At 63.9% G+C, this 16,658-nt stretch carries 20 protein-coding genes; 16 read left to right on the top strand and 4 right to left on the bottom strand.

Annotation, left to right across the window (positions count from 1 at the left end; translation table 11 throughout):
- Positions 1-77: 77 nt before the first annotated feature.
- Positions 78-1,016 carry a tyrosine recombinase XerC gene (locus NKI01_RS04515; protein ID WP_036245843.1) on the bottom strand — a complete coding sequence of 313 codons (939 nt, stop codon included), beginning with the start codon at positions 1,014-1,016 and terminating at the stop codon, positions 78-80.
- Between the two features lie 115 nt (positions 1,017-1,131).
- Between NKI01_RS04515 and rimM the strand changes: the two genes are divergently transcribed.
- The gene (gene rimM / locus NKI01_RS04510; RefSeq protein ID WP_023722717.1) at positions 1,132-1,731 is read left to right on the top strand and encodes a ribosome maturation factor RimM; all 600 of its coding nucleotides are present in this window, start codon (positions 1,132-1,134) and stop codon (positions 1,729-1,731) included.
- Entirely contained in the window at positions 1,728-2,426 is a 699-nt protein-coding gene (trmD, locus tag NKI01_RS04505; RefSeq protein ID WP_031195242.1) for a tRNA (guanosine(37)-N1)-methyltransferase TrmD, read from the top strand. Before rimM ends, trmD begins: the two co-directional genes overlap by 4 nt.
- Here the strand turns inward: trmD and NKI01_RS04500 are convergent.
- Positions 2,408-3,160: a sulfite exporter TauE/SafE family protein gene (locus NKI01_RS04500; protein ID WP_352481045.1), complete on the bottom strand. Its 753-nt coding sequence runs from the start codon at positions 3,158-3,160 to the stop codon at positions 2,408-2,410. The two genes, trmD and NKI01_RS04500, sit on opposite strands and share 19 nt — an antisense overlap.
- Before the next feature lie 366 nt (positions 3,161-3,526).
- Between NKI01_RS04500 and rplS the strand changes: the two genes are divergently transcribed.
- From rplS to leuC, 5 genes are all read left to right on the top strand, one after another.
- Positions 3,527-4,066: a 50S ribosomal protein L19 gene (gene rplS, locus NKI01_RS04495; RefSeq protein ID WP_023722714.1), complete on the top strand. Its 540-nt coding sequence runs from the start codon at positions 3,527-3,529 to the stop codon at positions 4,064-4,066.
- 258 nt (positions 4,067-4,324) lie between these two features.
- Positions 4,325-5,122, top strand: a complete 798-nt coding sequence (locus NKI01_RS04490; protein WP_352845355.1) for a transporter substrate-binding domain-containing protein — start codon at positions 4,325-4,327, stop codon at positions 5,120-5,122.
- 76 nt (positions 5,123-5,198) lie between these two features.
- Positions 5,199-6,014, top strand: coding sequence for an amino acid ABC transporter permease (locus NKI01_RS04485; protein ID WP_352481043.1), 816 nt, complete (start codon positions 5,199-5,201; stop codon positions 6,012-6,014).
- Between the two features lie 51 nt (positions 6,015-6,065).
- Positions 6,066-6,701, top strand: a complete 636-nt coding sequence (locus tag NKI01_RS04480) for a class I SAM-dependent DNA methyltransferase (RefSeq protein ID WP_352481042.1) — start codon at positions 6,066-6,068, stop codon at positions 6,699-6,701.
- Between the two features lie 263 nt (positions 6,702-6,964).
- Positions 6,965-8,374: a 3-isopropylmalate dehydratase large subunit gene (gene leuC / locus NKI01_RS04475; RefSeq protein ID WP_352962022.1), complete on the top strand. Its 1,410-nt coding sequence runs from the start codon at positions 6,965-6,967 to the stop codon at positions 8,372-8,374.
- Positions 8,375-8,432: 58 nt separating this feature from the next.
- Here leuC and NKI01_RS04470 read toward each other — a convergent pair whose 3' ends face one another.
- Complete coding sequence (locus NKI01_RS04470) at positions 8,433-8,744, bottom strand: hypothetical protein (RefSeq protein WP_023722708.1); 312 nt, start codon at positions 8,742-8,744, stop codon at positions 8,433-8,435.
- Between the two features lie 161 nt (positions 8,745-8,905).
- On the opposite strand from NKI01_RS04470, the gene NKI01_RS04465 reads away from it, so the two are divergent.
- Together NKI01_RS04465 and NKI01_RS04460 are read left to right on the top strand one after the other, a co-directional pair.
- Positions 8,906-10,102: a GGDEF domain-containing protein gene (locus NKI01_RS04465; RefSeq protein ID WP_352962019.1), complete on the top strand. Its 1,197-nt coding sequence runs from the start codon at positions 8,906-8,908 to the stop codon at positions 10,100-10,102.
- Positions 10,103-10,178: 76 nt separating this feature from the next.
- On the top strand, positions 10,179-11,399 hold the full coding sequence (locus tag NKI01_RS04460) for a GGDEF domain-containing protein (protein ID WP_352790114.1): 1,221 nt from the start codon (positions 10,179-10,181) through the stop codon (positions 11,397-11,399).
- Here the strand turns inward: NKI01_RS04460 and NKI01_RS04455 are convergent.
- A complete protein-coding gene (locus tag NKI01_RS04455) occupies positions 11,383-11,742 on the bottom strand; it encodes a hypothetical protein (protein ID WP_352790116.1) in 360 nt (119 codons plus the stop codon). The two genes, NKI01_RS04460 and NKI01_RS04455, sit on opposite strands and share 17 nt — an antisense overlap.
- 192 nt (positions 11,743-11,934) lie before the next feature.
- On the opposite strand from NKI01_RS04455, the gene NKI01_RS04450 reads away from it, so the two are divergent.
- The 7 genes from NKI01_RS04450 (at position 11,935) to NKI01_RS04420 (ending at position 16,643) form a co-directional block, all read left to right on the top strand.
- Positions 11,935-12,363 carry a hypothetical protein gene (locus tag NKI01_RS04450; RefSeq protein ID WP_352494062.1) on the top strand — a complete coding sequence of 143 codons (429 nt, stop codon included), beginning with the start codon at positions 11,935-11,937 and terminating at the stop codon, positions 12,361-12,363.
- Positions 12,364-12,605: 242 nt separating this feature from the next.
- Positions 12,606-13,031 (top strand): succinate dehydrogenase, cytochrome b556 subunit, encoded by a 426-nt coding sequence (gene sdhC / locus NKI01_RS04445; RefSeq protein ID WP_352962014.1) that lies wholly within the window; start codon positions 12,606-12,608, stop codon positions 13,029-13,031.
- Positions 13,028-13,423, top strand: a complete 396-nt coding sequence (gene sdhD / locus NKI01_RS04440; protein WP_352481038.1) for a succinate dehydrogenase, hydrophobic membrane anchor protein — start codon at positions 13,028-13,030, stop codon at positions 13,421-13,423. The genes sdhC and sdhD overlap by 4 nt, the downstream gene beginning before the upstream one ends.
- A 3-nt stretch (positions 13,424-13,426) precedes the next feature.
- Positions 13,427-15,265 (top strand): succinate dehydrogenase flavoprotein subunit, encoded by a 1,839-nt coding sequence (sdhA, locus tag NKI01_RS04435; RefSeq protein ID WP_352481037.1) that lies wholly within the window; start codon positions 13,427-13,429, stop codon positions 15,263-15,265.
- Between the two features lie 2 nt (positions 15,266-15,267).
- Positions 15,268-15,705, top strand: a complete 438-nt coding sequence (locus NKI01_RS04430) for a DUF3052 domain-containing protein (RefSeq protein ID WP_352494065.1) — start codon at positions 15,268-15,270, stop codon at positions 15,703-15,705.
- Positions 15,705-16,484: a succinate dehydrogenase iron-sulfur subunit gene (locus NKI01_RS04425; RefSeq protein ID WP_023722699.1), complete on the top strand. Its 780-nt coding sequence runs from the start codon at positions 15,705-15,707 to the stop codon at positions 16,482-16,484. The genes NKI01_RS04430 and NKI01_RS04425 overlap by 1 nt, the downstream gene beginning before the upstream one ends.
- A gap of 6 nt (positions 16,485-16,490) precedes the next feature.
- The gene (locus NKI01_RS04420) at positions 16,491-16,643 is read left to right on the top strand and encodes a DNA polymerase beta superfamily protein (RefSeq protein ID WP_352588046.1); all 153 of its coding nucleotides are present in this window, start codon (positions 16,491-16,493) and stop codon (positions 16,641-16,643) included.
- Positions 16,644-16,658 lie beyond the last annotated feature (15 nt).

Below are 16,658 nucleotides of genomic sequence, written 5' to 3'. Positions count from 1 at the left end.
TTCTAGGCGCAAAAAGCGGCAAAACGGTTAATCGGCGCATCAAAATTGTTGCGAGATGGCCACCAATCAAGCATCCATCACGCACGCGGATGAGCTGCTTCGTAAATCTCGAGCAGCCTGGCGGTGTCGACACCGGTGTATATCTGGGTTGTCGACAGGCTGGCGTGGCCGAGCAACTCCTGGATGGTGCGCAGGTCGCCGCCGCGCCCAAGCAGATGCGTTGCAAAGGAATGGCGCAGCGCATGCGGCGTCGCCGTGTCGGGCAGGTTGAGCGCCGAGCGCAGCTTGGCCATGTCGCGCTGAACGATTGCCGGGTTCAGCGGGCCGCCGCGGGCACCGCGAAACAGCACGCCCTTGGGATCGAGATGATAGGGACACAAGCGGCGGTATTCGGCAATCGCCCGCAGCGCCACCGGCAGCACCGGCACCAACCGCGTCTTGCCGCCCTTGCCGGTGACGCGCAGCACGGTCTCACCAGGCGAGGACAGATCGGCGCCCGACAGGCCGAGCGCCTCGGAAATGCGCAAGCCGGACCCATAGAGCAGGGTCAGCACGGCGGCGTTGCGCGCGGCGATCCACGGCTCCTCCGCCAGTTGGCCTTCCACCGAGACGACGTGTTTTGCATCGCTTGCGGTCAGCGGCTTGGGCAGCGATTTCGGCTGCCGCGGCGCGCGCAAGGCTGCCGCACCTGCCGCATTGGCGAGGCCGCGCCGTTCCAGGAAACGCAGCAGCGAGCGGATGCCGGCTAGGCCGCGCCCGAGCGTGCGGGCGCCGGCGCCCTCGGTACGGCGGGCAGCGAGAAAGCCGCGCAGATCGGCGGGGCGCAGATCGGCGATGTCGGAAATGCCGGGCGAGCCGCCGCAATGGCCGGTCAGGAAATGCAGGAACTGGCGCGTGTCGCGCTCATAGGCCTCGACGGTTTCGGGCGACAGCCGTCGTTCGCGCGCCAGCATCTTCAGCCAGGCCTCGCGCGCCGCCTGTAGATCGGGTTTTGCCGGTATGAGGAATTCCTGCATTGCGCTCTTCCAGTTCTCCGCCATCTTCCGGCACGCGGGTTAGGAAGCGGTGAAGAGCGGCATCATTGAAATGACGACGGGCTGGGGTTAGAGCAAGGCAAAGGATTTTCCGCAGATGAGCAAGCCGCAAAACCCCGTCCAGATGGCCGTGATCGGTGCCGCGCATGGCATCAAGGGCGAATTGCGCGTCAAGAGCTTTACCGGCGACCCGCTGGCGCTGGCCGATTACGGTCCGCTCTACGCCAGGGATGGCCGCGCCTTCCAGATCGTCGATATCAGGCCTGCCAACACGGTGGTGGTGGTGCGTTTCAAAGGCGTCAGCGATCGCAATGCCGCGGAGGCGCTTGCCGGCACCGAATTGTTCGTCGACCGTTCGGTGTTGCCGGATGAGGGCGAAGAGGATGAATTCTACCATGCCGACCTCGTCGGGCTGGAGGTCAAGGATGACACTGGTGCGGTCATCGGAAAGGTCGTCGCCGTGCATAATTTCGGCGGCGGCGACATTCTCGACGTGACGCTGGCGGGGCGCAAAGGCGTGCTCATCCCGTTCACGCAGGCCGCCGTTCCGGAAGTGTCGATCGCCGGCGGCTTTGTCCGCATCGATCCGGCCGCCGCAGGGTTGGTCGAGGACGAGGACGGCGAGCCTGCCGGCCGCGACAGCTTCGACCCCAAAGGCAGGCCGCGCGGGCCGCGGGACGCCGGAGGCAACCGGTGAGTTTTTCCGCTTCGGTGCTGACGCTCTATCCCGAGATGTTTCCCGGCGCGCTCGGCCTGTCGCTGGCCGGACGCGCGCTGGAGACCGGCATTTGGTCGCTCAAGGCGATCCAGATCCGCGACTTTGCCAGCGATCGTCACCGTACTGTCGATGACACACCGGCCGGCGGTGGCGCCGGGATGGTGATGCGGGCGGACGTGCTGGCCAGCGCCATCGACCATGCCTCGCCGCCGGGCGATCTGCGTCCAAAACTGCTAATGAGCCCGCGCGGCAAGCCGCTGACGCAGCGCCGTGTGCGCGAGCTCGCCGGCGGGCCGGGTGCGGTGATTGTCTGCGGCCGCTTCGAAGGCGTCGACCAGCGGGTCATCGAATCGCGAGGCCTCGAGGAAGTCTCGATCGGCGACTTCATCCTGTCCGGCGGCGAGCCGGCGGCACTTGTGCTGTTAGACGCCGTGGTGCGGCTGCTGCCCGGTGTCATGGGCAATGCGGTGTCGGGCGACGAAGAGAGCTTTGAGAACGGCCTGCTCGAACATCCGCACTACACGCGGCCGCAGGAGTTCGAGGGCCGGCCGATCCCCGAAGTGCTGATTTCTGGCAATCACAAGAAGATCGCCGCCTGGCGGCGGGCCGAGGCGGAAAAGCTGACGAAAGAGCGAAGGCCGGATCTTTTGGCCGCTCAGCCCTTGTCGAAATAGTAAAACGCCAGGAACAGGCCGACCGCGATGACGAAGCCGCGCACCGCGTTCTGTGGCACGCGCCTGGCGATCCAGACGCCGGCATAGCCGCCCAGCGCGCCGCCTGGGATCATGATGATCGCCTGCAGCCAGGCGATGACGCCGCCGGAGACAAAGACCAGGATGGCGACCGCAGCTATGACAACGGCCAGCATGTTCTTCAGTGCGTTCAGCCGGTGATAGTCGCCGGACTGGGTGAGGCCGAGCGTCGCCAGCATCATGACGCCCATGCCGGCGCCGAAGAAGCCGCCATAGACGGCGGTGGCGAACTGCGCCAGCGATCCGACCAGCGAACCCACCGCGGCCTCATGCTCCGGCTTGGGCGCCGGCTTCAGCCATGGCCCGGCAGCGAACAACGCCGTCGCCGCCAGCAGCAGCCACGGCACCAAGGCGCGGAACGCCGGGTTGTCGAGCCCTAGAAGGATGAGCGCGCCAGACAGCGCACCGAAAGCCGAAATGAGGCTGAGCAGCAGTGCGCCGCGCCAGAAATGCTTGATGTCGTGCCAATAGGCGAGCGTCGAGGTGATGTAGCCAGGAAATTGCGTCACCGACGATGTCGCATTGGCGACGATCGGCGGCAGGCCGGCCAGGGTCATGGCGCCAAAGGTTATGAACGTGCCGCCGCCGGCAACTGCGTTGACCGCGCCTGATAGAAAGCCGGCGAGAAAGAGCAGAACCGCGTCCAAGATTGGCATGAGGGGTGTCGTCGCTGGAGGAAAATGCTTATCTTCCGGCTTAGAAAGCTTGACGCGCGGGCGCAACCCCTGGACCACAAGCGATCATGGGATTGCCACAGCGGGCGCCAGTCAAAAGAAGCAGCGCCAAAAAAGAAACAGCGAAGGCGTGACAAAGCGCCGAAATAGCTGTATGTGCGCGCCGAACCGGAAGAAAATCTGCCAAGAGCGATCTTCTGGCCCGTCAACAATGACGGTGTAGTCGCCCCTGCCCGATGTTCTCGAACAGACGTTCTCGAACGAAGGGCATAGCCGAGCGGTCGATGCGACTGCAAGGCGAGTGTCGGACGCTCTGACTGTCGGAAGAACAAGAAGTGGATTTATGAGATGGATATCCTCCGTCAGCTCGAGGCCGAGCAGGCCGCCAAGATCGAAGCCAAGCGCAAGCTTCCCGAATTCCAGCCCGGCGACACCGTGCGCGTCCAGGTCCGCGTGACCGAAGGCACCCGCACCCGTGTCCAAGCCTATGAGGGCGTCGTCATCGCCCGCGCCGGCGCCGGTTTCCAGGAGAGCTTCACCGTTCGCAAGATCTCCTACGGCGAAGGCGTGGAGCGTGTGTTCCCGGTCTATTCGCCGATGGTCGAGGGCGTCGAGATCGTGCGCCGCGGCAAGGTGCGTCGCGCCAAGCTGTATTACCTGCGCGATCGTCGCGGCAAATCGGCCCGTATTTCGGAAAACACCGGCGTGCGCGCCCGCAAGCTGAACGACGAAGAGCGCGATGCGCTGAACGCCGAGAAGGCGCGCATCGAGGCCGAGAAGGTGGCCGCCGCCCAGGCGCTGGCCGCCGAGAAGGCAGCGCAGGACGCCGCCGAGAAGAAGGCCGCCGACGAGGCAGCCAAGGCCGCGGAAACAGCTGCCGCCGAATAAGGCGTCTTCAAAACCCATGTTTTCGGAAAGGCGGCTTCGGCCGCCTTTTTGTTTCGCGAGGTGGATTCGATTTTGCCAGTCCCGCAATCGATACGGATCGTTCCGTAATGCCGTCGTTGAAAGCATCGGAAATCCATTTTCGTGCCGAGCGGCGCATCGGAGCGGCTTGCAAGGCGCCTGCGGAAAGCTAAAGTCGGCGCCGGATTTTCCTGCATGCCTCGGCCGATCGAGGCGGTTCAGTTCCTGGGGAGCATAGTCATGATCAATTCGAAACTGCTGCTGGCCGGCCTGCTGGCTTGCCTTCTTGTGCCTGTCGCGGCTATGGCGCAGGCGTTGCCCGACCTCGGCGGCAAGAAAGTGGTGGTGGTGACGGAAAACGCCTATCCGCCGCTGCAGTTCATCGATGCCAAGACCGGCAAGCAGATCGGCTGGGAATATGACGCGATGAACGAGATCGCCAAGCGGCTGAATTTCAAGGTCGAGTACCAGAATACTTCCTGGGACGCGATGATCCAGGCGGTTTCCGACAACCAGTACAACATTGGCATGACCGGCATCACCATCAAGGACGACCGCAAGCAGAAGGTCGATTTCTCCGACCCGTATATGCGCTCGGAACAGTTCATGCTGGTGCGCGGCGACGAGAAGCGCTTCAGCGATGCCAAGACGTTCGCTGCCTTCAAGGACGGGCTGATCGGCGCGCAGGCCGGTACCACGCCGTTCTACACCGCGGTCTACAGCGTCCTCGACGGCAATGAACAGAATCCGCGCATCAAGCTGTTCGAGACATTCGGCGCGACGGTGCAGGCGCTGAAGTCCGGCGACGTCGACGTCGTGCTCACCGACGGCACTGCCGGCAAGGGCTATGTCGATGCGTCCAATGGCGGCCTTAAGCTGATCGGCGGCCCACTCGGCACCGAGGATTTCGGCTTCATTTTCCCCAAGGGCTCCGACCTGGTGAAGCCGGTCAACGCGGCAATCGCCGCGCTCAAGGCCGACGGCACGCTCGACGCGCTCAACAAGAAGTGGTTCCTCGACTACAAGATGGGGCAGTAGGACTTTTGTCGCGGGTGCCCGGTGATGCGCGGGAACTCGTGCTGACTCTGGGCGACTCTGTCACCGGTATTGCTTGATGCCGCCGGCGCCCCCAGCCTCCGCCAAATCCGACTTCCCGTGGTGGCTTGCCGTGGCCGTGACGATCGCCTTGGCCGCCGCCATCTTCATCGCCGCCAGCGACCTCTATGCCCAGGTGTTCGCGACCGTCGCCAAGGGCATCGGCGTCACCATCTTCGTCACCGTGGTCGCCTTCACGCTGGCTTGCGCCATCGGGCTTGGCGTGGCGCTGATGGGGCTGTCGGGCTCACGCTGGCTCAGCCAGATCGCCCGCTTCTACGTCGAGATCATCCGCGGCGTGCCGATCCTGGTGCTGTTGTTCTGGATCGCCTTTGCTGGCGCGCCGGCCTTCGTCGCGGCATGGAACGCGCTGACGGCGCCGCTGCAAAGCGCCGGCCTGTTCGGTGAGCTGCTGGTACGCGACGTGTCGCTGCTATGGCGCGCCATCATGGCGCTGACCATCGGCTATTCCGCTTTCATCTCGGAGGTCTTCCGCGCCGGCATCCAGGCGGTCGAGAAGGGTCAGATCGAGGCGGCGAAGGCGCTCGGGCTGACGCGCACGCAGCGCTTCCGGCTGATCGTCTTGCCGCAGGCGATCCGCACCATCCTGCCGCCACTCGGCAATGATTTCGTCGCCATGGTCAAGGATTCCTCGCTGGTCTCGGTGCTCGGCGTCGCCGACATCACCCAGATGGGCAAGATCTACGCCGCCGGCTCGTTCCGCTTCTTCGAGACCTATTCGATCGTCGCCTATATCTATCTCATCCTGACCGTCGGCCTGTCGCTGGCGTTGCGGGCGCTGGAGAAGCGGCTGCGCCACCAGCATGGGGAATAGAAGACAGGTGAAAACGGCGCTACCATCGAGCGGACGCGACCGGGGAGAACCATGATCATCGACAAAGCCAATGCGGCGCTAGAAGCAGTCTACACGGCCGACACGCCTGAGGCGCTCGCCAAAGCCTATGCGCAATGGGCTGCGACCTATGACAGCGAAACCGCGGCGCTCGGCTATCTCCTGCCGTTCCTGATCGCCGCCTGGGTGACGCGCCACGTGCCGTCAGGCGAAGGGCCGCTGCTGGACGCCGGCTGCGGCACCGGCCTGTCGGGGCCGTCCCTGAAGGCACTCGGCTACCACGACATTGCCGGGCTCGACCTGTCGCAGGACATGCTGAAAATCGCCGGCAGCCGGCAGGCCTACAGCGAGCTGAAACAGGCGATGCTCGGCGGGCCATTGCCTTGGCCGGACGGGTATTTCCGCGCCTTTTTCTCGACCGGCGTGTTCACCATCAGCCACGCGCCGGCGTCGGGCCTGCATGAACTGGTACGCATCACCAGGACGGGCGGCCACGCCATCTTCACCGTCCGTGACCAGGTATTTGAAAGCGGCGGGTTTCAAGCCGTGTTTGACGAACTGGAGCAGGCGAAAAAATGGCGGCCGGTCGAGGAGAGCCCATGGTTCCGCTGCTATGCGATCGCCGAGCCCGACGCGCTGGTGAAGACGTTTGTGTTCGAGGTGCTGTGAACGCGGAGGACCCAGGTCCTGCGAAGGCAGCCACGATTGCTGAAAAGCCAAAACATTGATAAGAGCAGCGCCATGGAAGAGCTTTTTGGCGATCCGGCCTATAAGGGTTTCGTGCTGCAGGACAGAAAACGCCTGCCGTCGCGATTTTCGGCCCGCGTCTGCGGGGCGCTGACCAGCCGACTTAGCTAAGGCAGACTCGCCAGGCTGTTTCGCCGGGCCGACCGGCGTCCTTTTCCTTTTTTTAAATCGACGGATTTACGCAAATGAGCGCACCGCGCACCCTCTACGACAAGATTTTCGACGACCATGTGGTCGACCGCCAGGACGACGGCACCTGCCTGCTCTACATCGACCGCCACCTCGTCCACGAAGTCACCAGCCCGCAGGCTTTCGAAGGCCTGCGCATGACCGGCCGCAAGGTTCGGCATCCGGAAAAGACGCTGGCCGTGGTCGATCACAATGTGTCGACCTCGCCGGAACGCAAGTTTGGAATCAAGAACGAGGAAAGCCGCATCCAGGTCGAGGCGTTGGCCAAAAACGCCAAGGATTTCGGTATCGAATACTATTCCGAGAAGGACATCCGCCAGGGCATCGTCCACATCATCGGGCCGGAGCAAGGCTTTACGCTGCCCGGCATGACCATCGTCTGCGGCGACAGCCACACCTCGACGCATGGCGCGTTCGGCGCGCTGGCGCATGGCATCGGCACCTCGGAAGTCGAGCATGTGCTGGCGACGCAGACGCTGATCCAGCGCAAGGCCAAGAACATGCTGGTGCGTGTCGACGGCGCGCTGCCGGAAGGCGTCACCGCCAAGGACATCATCCTTGCCATCATCGGCGAAATCGGCACGGCCGGCGGCACCGGCTATGTCATCGAATATGCCGGCGAAGCGATCCGTGCGCTGTCGATGGAAGGCCGCATGACGATCTGCAACATGTCGATCGAAGCCGGCGCCCGCGCCGGCCTGATCGCGCCCGACGAGACCACCTTCGCCTATGTCAAGGACAAGCCGCGCGCCCCCAAGGGCGAAGCCTGGGATGCCGCGCTCGCCTATTGGAAGACGCTGCAGTCCGACGAAGGCGCGCATTTCGACAAGGTGGTCGTGCTCGACGCGGCAAAGCTGCCGCCGATCGTCTCCTGGGGCTCCTCGCCCGAGGACGTCGTTTCGGTCCAGGGCATCGTGCCGAACCCGGACGACATCACTGATGAGAACAAGCGCACCTCCAAGCAACGCGCGCTCGACTATATGGGCCTGACGCCGGGCACCAAGATCACCGATATCGAACTCGATCGCGTCTTCATCGGCTCCTGCACCAATGGCCGCATCGAGGATCTGCGCGCCGCCGCCAAGGTGATCGATGGCAAAAAGGTCAATCCGCGGGTCAGTGCGATGATCGTGCCGGGCTCCGGCCTGGTCAAGGAACAGGCCGAGGCCGAAGGTCTCGACAAGATCTTTGTCGCCGCCGGTTTCGACTGGCGCGAGCCGGGCTGCTCGATGTGCCTTGCCATGAACGACGACCGGCTGAAGCCGCATGAGCGCTGCGCCTCGACCTCGAACCGCAATTTCGAGGGCCGCCAAGGCTTCAAGGGCCGCACCCATCTGGTGTCGCCGGCAATGGCGGCAGCAGCAGCGATCGCCGGCCATTTCGTCGATATCCGCGAGTGGAAATAGCGCAGGGCACGCAGTCGGATATGAGTTGCCCGAGCCGCAGTGCGGTTCGGGCATTTCTTCAGCTGGGGCGCCTGACGAATTCGTGGAATCCCTCACGGCGGCCGGGTTGGTCCTTTGCGACGACCAGCGCCAGTTGGCGCTCGTCGAAGAGCTTGAACCATTCGTCCCATTCGACCAGTTCATAGCCGCCGGCATTGATCGGGCGTTCGGCCTCGTCCTGATCCTGGTAGGCGTGCTGGCCGAAGACCAGCCTCAGCATGGCCTGGGTTCCGGCTTCAGGCGACACGTCGACGATCGCCGGAAAGCCGGCGCGCGCCGCGGCCCATGAGCGAATTGCATCGTGATCGGTCAGCATGATCGTGTCGGCCATCAGAGCGTCTCCTGGTTGCCGTCGTGAAACGCCGCCCGCCGTTCCCGGTTCCGTCCAGCAGCTTCACCGATGCATCCGTCGTATATTCGCCTTCGCTTAACCGCTTGTTTGGGCTTCCGCTCTAAGGTCTCCTCAGGGGAAGCGAGGGGAACTTACAGCGCTTGGACACCGGCCTGCTCATAGCGCTGCTCAATCCAGGCATCGCCCTCACACTCGGCGCGGCATTTCTCGTGCTGTGGTTCTATCAGCGCCACCGTCCCTATCTGATCGTGCTGGCGGCGGGCTACTCGGCCTCGGCCGCAGGCTTCCTGCTCCAGTATTTCACGCTGCCGGTCGGTATGGCGCCGACCAAGCTCATGTCCATCCTATGCTTCACCTTCGCGACCTGCTGTCTCGCCGGCGCGGTCATCGCGCGCTACGGGCGGCGCGTGCCGTATCCAGCGATCGGCATTCTGGCGGGCGGCGGCCTGGCCGCGGTCTCATGGTTTCTCTTTGCCCGGCCGGATATCACGTGGCGGATCCTTGCCATCAATTTCAGCTTCGGCGGCATCAGCCTGGTTGTCGCCGCCGAGTTGCGCGTGGTGCGCAACAACGGCCCGACGGAGATGATCCTGTTCGTGCTGTCGCTGCTTTCCGGTCTGAACTTCCTGGTGCGGACCCTTGCCGTCGTCATCGCGCATGGTCCATTTACCAGCTATGAAGGGCTTTACTCGTCGTCCTATTGGACGACGGCACTGCTGTCGCATGCATTGCTGTCGCTGCTTATCGCGCTTTGCCTGTTCGGCGCCGCCGCGCTCGATGTGATGAAGGCCCTGAAGACCGAAACCCTGACGGACCCACTATCGGGCCTGCTCAACCGCCGCGGCTTCGAGGAGCGCGCCATGCTTGTCCTGCAGCACTGTTCAACGGCGCAATTGCCGGTTGCGCTGGTGCTTGCCGATCTCGATCATTTCAAGGCGCTGAACGATCAGCATGGCCACGCGGCCGGGGATCGCGTCATCGCCGACTTCGCTGCCAAGCTTCTATCGGCTGCAGGTACGGGCGGCGTTGCCGGCCGTATCGGCGGCGAAGAGTTCGCCGTGCTGTTGCCGCTCAACGACCTTGGCGCGGCAAGATTGTTTGCCGAAGCCATTCGCACGCTCTATTCGGCGGGCAGAATCGACGGACTTCCGCCCGACACAAGAGTGACCGCGAGCTTCGGCGTGGCCGCCCGCACCAGCGACGAAGGGCTGGACCCGCTGATGCGCCGCGCCGACGAAGCGCTCTACAAAGCCAAAAGGAGTGGCCGCGACAGCATATGCCTGTCCTATCAGCGGCCTGAAACGGTCGTCCTTCCCAATCGGACCAGTGCTGGCTGAGCGTCAGCGGCGGCTTCGAATTAACGTCTTTTTCGCGCTTGGTGATTTGCTGTTCGGGGGGAGTGCCAAAAACGCAATGGGCAGCGCCAATTTCATCCTGGTGATCAACCTGTTCGTTGCCGGGCTGCTGGCGGCGGCCTTCATGACGATCGCCGTCTATGACGCAGGACGGGTGTCGGCACGCTGGCTTGCGTTCGGCTATGTACTGGGCATGGCCTATTTCGCCATCGAATTCAGCATCCCTGCCTTCGACAATGCACGACCCGTGGTTGTCGCAGCCTTTGCCGCTTTCCTTGGCGCTACCGTCGCCTTCAATGGCGGGCTTGCCCATAAATACGGCGTTTCGCGCCCTTGGCCGCCGATGCTCTTCTTCCTGGTCTTCGCCACCGTGGCGGTCTACTTCGTACAGGACCTGCCACGTCAATCCTTTGTGCGAATGGCGGCCTACCAGCTTCCCTATGCGGCTATGCAATTCACCGGGCTGACGATCGTCTTGTCGTCCAGGCAAAGACGCGAGCGGCTCGACTATATGCTGATGGCCGTCCTGGCGGCCAGCACCTTGCAGTTCGCCAGCAAACCCTTCATCGCCGATGCGCTTGGCGGCTGGGGCGCCAACCCGCAATCTTATGCGCAGACCAGCTACGCGTTGGTGTCGCAGTCTATCGGCACCGTGTTCGGCCTGGCGCTTGCGCTGGTGACGTTGGCTATCCTGGTCCGCGACGTGCTCGCCGAGGCGACGTCGAAATCGGAAACCGATACGCTTTCACGGCTGCTCAACCGTGGCGGCTTCGAGCGCCATGCCGAGATCGCACTGCGCGACGCCATGCGGCGGGCTGTCCCGGCGGCACTGGTCATTGCCGATCTCGACCATTTCAAGCGCATCAACGATACTTACGGCCACGCGTCCGGCGATCGGGTCATCGAGACCTTTGCCGGTTTTCTCCGCGATGCCGCGGCCGACCATCATGTCGCCGGCCGGATCGGCGGCGAGGAATTCGCTATTTTCCTGCCGGGGACCAACCTCGCCGCCGCCCGGCTCTTCGCCGAGGGCACGCGTACCGCCTTCGGTGCCACGCCCATCGACTGCCTGCCGGCGGATCATCGCTGCAGCGCCAGTTTCGGCGTTGCCGAGCTTGGTTCGGGCGAAAGCTTTTCCGACCTGCTGCGGCGCGCCGACAAAGCGCTCTATCAGGCGAAGGGCAGCGGCCGCGATTGCGTGCGTGTCTCGGCCGGGCCGGCTGCTGCCCAGCCGGCGCCGGCGACAAACGGCAGCGCGGCCGTCAGCGGCACGGGCTGAGCTCCGGCATCTCGCCGTCGGAGAGGCCGTACATATAGCTGCGGCCCTTCACGAAAACCGGCGGCCTGTAGCAGTCGCCGTTTCGGACATCGTCCGCTTCGTTTTCATAGATCACGTCGGGCTGGCCGGCGCCGGTGTAGTCGGACAATTCCTTGGCCAACTTGCCCTCGCCGACGAGGATACGCTTGTAGCCAGCGGCGCTTTCGATGACCAGATTGCCGAAGGAATCGGCATAGACGCGGTCGTGGTGGCGCGTCCCGGCGAATGCCGGTGCGGCGATGCCGAGGGCGAGCGCCGCCACTAGGAACCAGGGAAGGCGCGATCCTGCTGAATTCGAATGCATGGCGTGCTGCTCCATTGCTGAGAGGCTAGCCTCCTCGAATCAGAAATTAACCTTTTATTAACCTTTGTTAAGAGGGCAACGGCAGCCGGGGCGAGGTCTCGGAAAACATGGTTAATACTCGAGCGCCCACCGGCCATCATTCGGCCATGCCTTGTTCCGACCATCGCCGGCATCGAGCGCGACTCAAAAAGCATGAAATCCGGTGGCCTGCCGAAGCATCGCGGCGGGCTCGATGCGCGCGGGGGAAAGCAGCATATGAGGTTACGCCGCACGTTTCGGATAGCGCTGGCCGTCTCCTCGCTGCTGGCTGCCGCCGCCTGCGCGCCGCAGACCAGTGGGCCTAAGCTCGAAAATACCGCCGTCGCTCCCGCTGTCGGCGAGTCGTCGGCGCCACAGCCGCGCAAGGCCACCTACAAATGCGCCGACGGGAGCATGATGGCCATCGAGAACCTCGGCACGTCGGTGCGCGTGCTCGGCCCGGACGGCAGCAGCTCCGAGCTGCCGGCCTCACCTGCCAATCAGACCAGCCGTTACGGCGAGGCGCATGACGCGATCGTGATCGACGGCCGCGACGCGCTGGTGATGAAGGGCGGTGCCTCACCGCTGGCCTGTAAACGCTGATCCGTCCGGTGCGGCAGCCATATTTTGCAGTGCAGCGACATTGTGCCGGCTCAAGGCGACAGTCCTAATCGATTGAAGCTGGAAGCCTCGCTTTCATAAGACTAAATTACGTTTTCAAAACGATTTTCCGGCTTTGACGCGGTGCAAAAAGAGCATTAGAAACCGGCTGTCCGAAGTCGCAACCGGAAGCGGCAATGCCGCATTTCCACCTGAGGCTCCAGAGACGCCGAACTGGGGGAGCCATGAGCAAATCACCAGCCACCCGCGAATTTACCAGACGTGAACGGCCGCTTTCACCGCATCTGACCGTCTATCGGCCGCCGATCACGATGACAATGTCGATCATCCACCGCATCACTGGCGGGGCGCTCTATTTCGGGACGCTGCTGGTCGCACTGTGGCTGATGGCGGCGGCGAGCTCGGAGGCGACCTTTAATGCCGTCAACTGGGCCTTCGGCTCGTGGCTCGGGCGGCTGGTGCTGTTCGGCTACAGCTGGGCGCTGATGCACCACATGCTGGGCGGCGTGCGCCATCTTATCTGGGACACGGGGGCCGGGCTGGAAAAGCATACGGCCTCGAGGATCGCCTGGGCGACGCTGGCCGGCTCGGTCACGCTGACGCTGCTGATCTGGATCGCCGGCTACATGGCGCGGGGGAGCCTGACATGACCGGCAAAAACACCGATATGCGCACGCCGCTGGCCAGGGTCCGCGGCCTCGGTTCGGCCCGCGAGGGCACCGGCCATTTCTGGCGCCAGCGGCTGACGGCGATCTCCAACATCCCGCTGGTCCTGTTCTTCGTCGGCTTCCTGATCGCACTCAACGGCGCCAGCTATCTCGAGGTGCGCGCCGCACTTGCCAATCCGTTCGTGGCACTGGTGCTGGCGCTGGTGCTGCTGTCGGTGCTCTACCACATGCGGCTCGGCATGCAGGCGATCATCGAAGACTATGTGCATGGCGAGGGCACCAGGCTGGCGTTGCTCGCGCTCAACACATTCTTTCCCGTAGTCGTCGGCGTCGCCTCGGTCTTCGCCCTGCTTAAACTGGCATTTGGAGGCTGATTTTTGGCCAAGGACGCGAAGAACGCCAATACGGCTTCCGCCTATAGCTATGTCGACCACAAATTCGACGTCGTGGTCGTCGGCGCCGGCGGTGCCGGCCTGCGCGCCACGCTCGGCATGGCCGAGCAGGGCCTGCGCACCGCCTGTATCACCAAGGTGTTCCCGACGCGCTCGCACACGGTCGCCGCTCAGGGCGGCATCGCCGCCTCGCTCGCCAATATGGGCCCCGACAACTGGCAGTGGCATCTCTTCGACACGGTCAAGGGCTCGGATTGGCTGGGCGATACCGACGCGCAGGAATACATGGTGCGCGAGGCGCCGGCGGCGGTCTACGAACTCGAACATTACGGTGTGCCCTTCAGCCGCACCGAGGACGGGAAAATCTACCAGCGCCCGTTCGGCGGCATGATGATGAATTTCGGCGAGGGGCCGCCGGTGCAGCGCACCTGTGCGGCCGCCGACCGCACCGGCCATGCCATGCTGCACACGCTCTACGGCCAGTCGCTGAAGCACAATGCGCAGTTCTTCATCGAGTATTTCGCGCTCGACCTGATCATGGAGCCGGACGGCACCTGCACCGGCGTCGTCGCCTGGAACCTCGACGACGGCACCATCCACCGTTTTTCGGCCAAGATGGTGGTGCTGGCGACCGGCGGCTATGGCCGCGCCTATTTCTCGGCCACCTCGGCGCATACCTGCACCGGCGATGGCGGCGGCATGGCCGCACGCGCCGGCCTGGCGCTGCAGGACATGGAGTTCGTGCAGTTCCACCCGACCGGCATCTACGGCGCCGGCTGCCTGATCACCGAGGGCGCGCGCGGCGAGGGCGGCTATCTCGTCAATTCCGAAGGCGAGCGCTTCATGGAGCGCTATGCGCCGTCGGCTAAGGACCTTGCTTCGCGCGACGTGGTCTCACGTTGCATGACGCTGGAGATCCGCGAAGGCCGTGGTGTCGGCCCGAAGAAGGACCACATCTTCCTGCATCTCGACCATCTCGATCCGGCCGTGCTGCACGAGCGGCTGCCTGGCATTTCGGAATCGGCAAAGATCTTTGCCGGCGTCGACCTGACCAAGGAACCGATCCCGGTGCTGCCGACCGTCCATTACAATATGGGCGGCGTGCCGACTAATTACTGGGGCGAGGTGCTCAACCCGACCGCCCTGAACCCGGACCAGGTGTTGCCCGGGCTGATGGCCGTCGGCGAGGCCGGCTGCGCCTCGGTGCACGGCGCCAACCGGCTGGGTTCGAATTCGCTGATCGACCTGGTGGTGTTCGGCCGTGCGGCGGCGATCCGGGCCGGCCAGGTGATCGACCGCAACGTCGCGATCCCGTCGCCCAACGAAGCCTCGGTCGAAAAGATCATGGACCGCTTCGACCGGCTGCGCCACGCCAACGGTTCGACGCCGACAGCGGTTTTGCGCGAAAAGATGCAGAAGGCGATGCAGGAGGACGCGGCGGTGTTCCGCACCCAGGAATCGTTGGAAAGCGGCTGCAGGCGCATTTCGCAGATCTGGGGTGAACTCGGCGACGTCAAGGTGTTCGACCGCTCGATGATCTGGAACTCCGACCTGGTCGAGACGCTGGAGCTGGAAAACCTGATGGCCAACGCCATCACCACCGTCTATGGCGCCGAAGCGCGCAAGGAAAGCCGCGGGGCGCACGCGCGGGAGGACTTTTCGGCCCGCGACGACGCGAACTGGCGCAAGCATACGCTGGCCCGGCTCAACGAGGCCGGCGAGGTAGCGCTCAGCTACCGGCCGGTGCACACCGAGACGCTGCTTAAGGAAGCAGACGGCGGCATCAACCCGGCCAAGATTGCGCCGAAGGCCAGGGTGTATTGATCATGGCGCTGGCGGCAGCTGGATATTCCGGCACGCCCCTTCCGGCCAAGCTCGGCCTGAAGGACGGGATGATTGCCGCCTTCGTCGCCCTGCCGCCCGAACTCGACGATCTGACCGACGCCGTCGACTTTGCCCACGTCGACCGGCTGGCTGACTGGTCGGCGATCTCTGGCGTTCATGAGAAATACGATGCCGTGCATGCTTTCGCCCGGCGGCGTGTCGAAATCGAGGACCGTCTTGGCGACGTAGAAGCGGCGATTAAGCGGCACGGCATGGTTTGGGTGTCGTGGCCAAAGAAGGCATCGAAAGTGCCGACCGACGTCACCGAGGACGTTATCCGCCCCGAGGCGCTGAAGCTCGACCTCGTCGACGTCAAGGTCGCCGCCATAAACGGGATCTGGTCCGGGCTGAAGCTCGTCATCCGAAAGGACCTGAGATAATGGTCGAACTCACGCTTCCGAAAAACTCGAAGATCATGGCCGGAAAAACCTGGCCGAAGCCGGAGGGCGCGACCAACCTGCGCGAATACCGCATCTATCGCTGGTCGCCGGACGATGACGAGAACCCGCGCATGGACACGTATTTCGTCGACATGGACGATTGCGGGCCGATGGTGCTCGACGCGCTGCTCTGGATCAAGAACAAGATCGACCCGACGCTGACGCTGCGCCGTTCCTGCCGCGAAGGCATTTGCGGCTCCTGCGCCATGAACATCGACGGGTCGAACACGCTGGCCTGCACCAAGGGCTGCGACGACATTTCCGGCGCGATCAAGGTCTACCCGCTGCCGCACATGCAAGTGGTCAAGGACCTTGTGCCCGACCTCACCAATTTCTACGCCCAGCACGCCTCGATCGAGCCGTGGTTGAAGACGGTGTCGCCCGAGCCGGCCAAGGAATGGCTGCAGAGCCATGAGGACCGCGAAAAGCTCGACGGGCTCTACGAGTGCATATTGTGCGCCTGCTGCTCGACCTCCTGCCCGAGCTACTGGTGGAACGGCGAGCGCTATCTCGGCCCGGCGACGCTGCTGCAGGCCTATCGCTGGCTGATCGATTCCAGGGACGAGGCAACGGGCGAGCGGCTCGACAATCTCGAAGACCCGTTCCGGCTCTATCGCTGTCACACGATCATGAACTGCGCCCAGACCTGCCCCAAGGGGCTCAACCCGGCCAAGGCGATCGCCGAGATCAAGAAGATGATGGTGGAGCGACGGGTTTAGCAGCAGATGAAGCAGCTACCTGCCGATTTTTCATCTGACGCCGTCGCGGCGATCCGGGCGCGACTCGATGTCGTGCGAACGCAAGGCGTGACGATCCTGTTCGCCATCGAAAGCGGCAGCCGCGCCTGGGGGGTTCCCGTCTCCCGACAGCGACTATGACTGCCGTTTCGTCTA

The sequence above is a fragment of the Mesorhizobium sp. M0815 genome (assembly GCF_040319995.1).
Lineage (GTDB): Bacteria > Pseudomonadota > Alphaproteobacteria > Rhizobiales > Rhizobiaceae > Mesorhizobium.
This window is presented reverse-complemented; position numbering and strand designations above follow the sequence as displayed.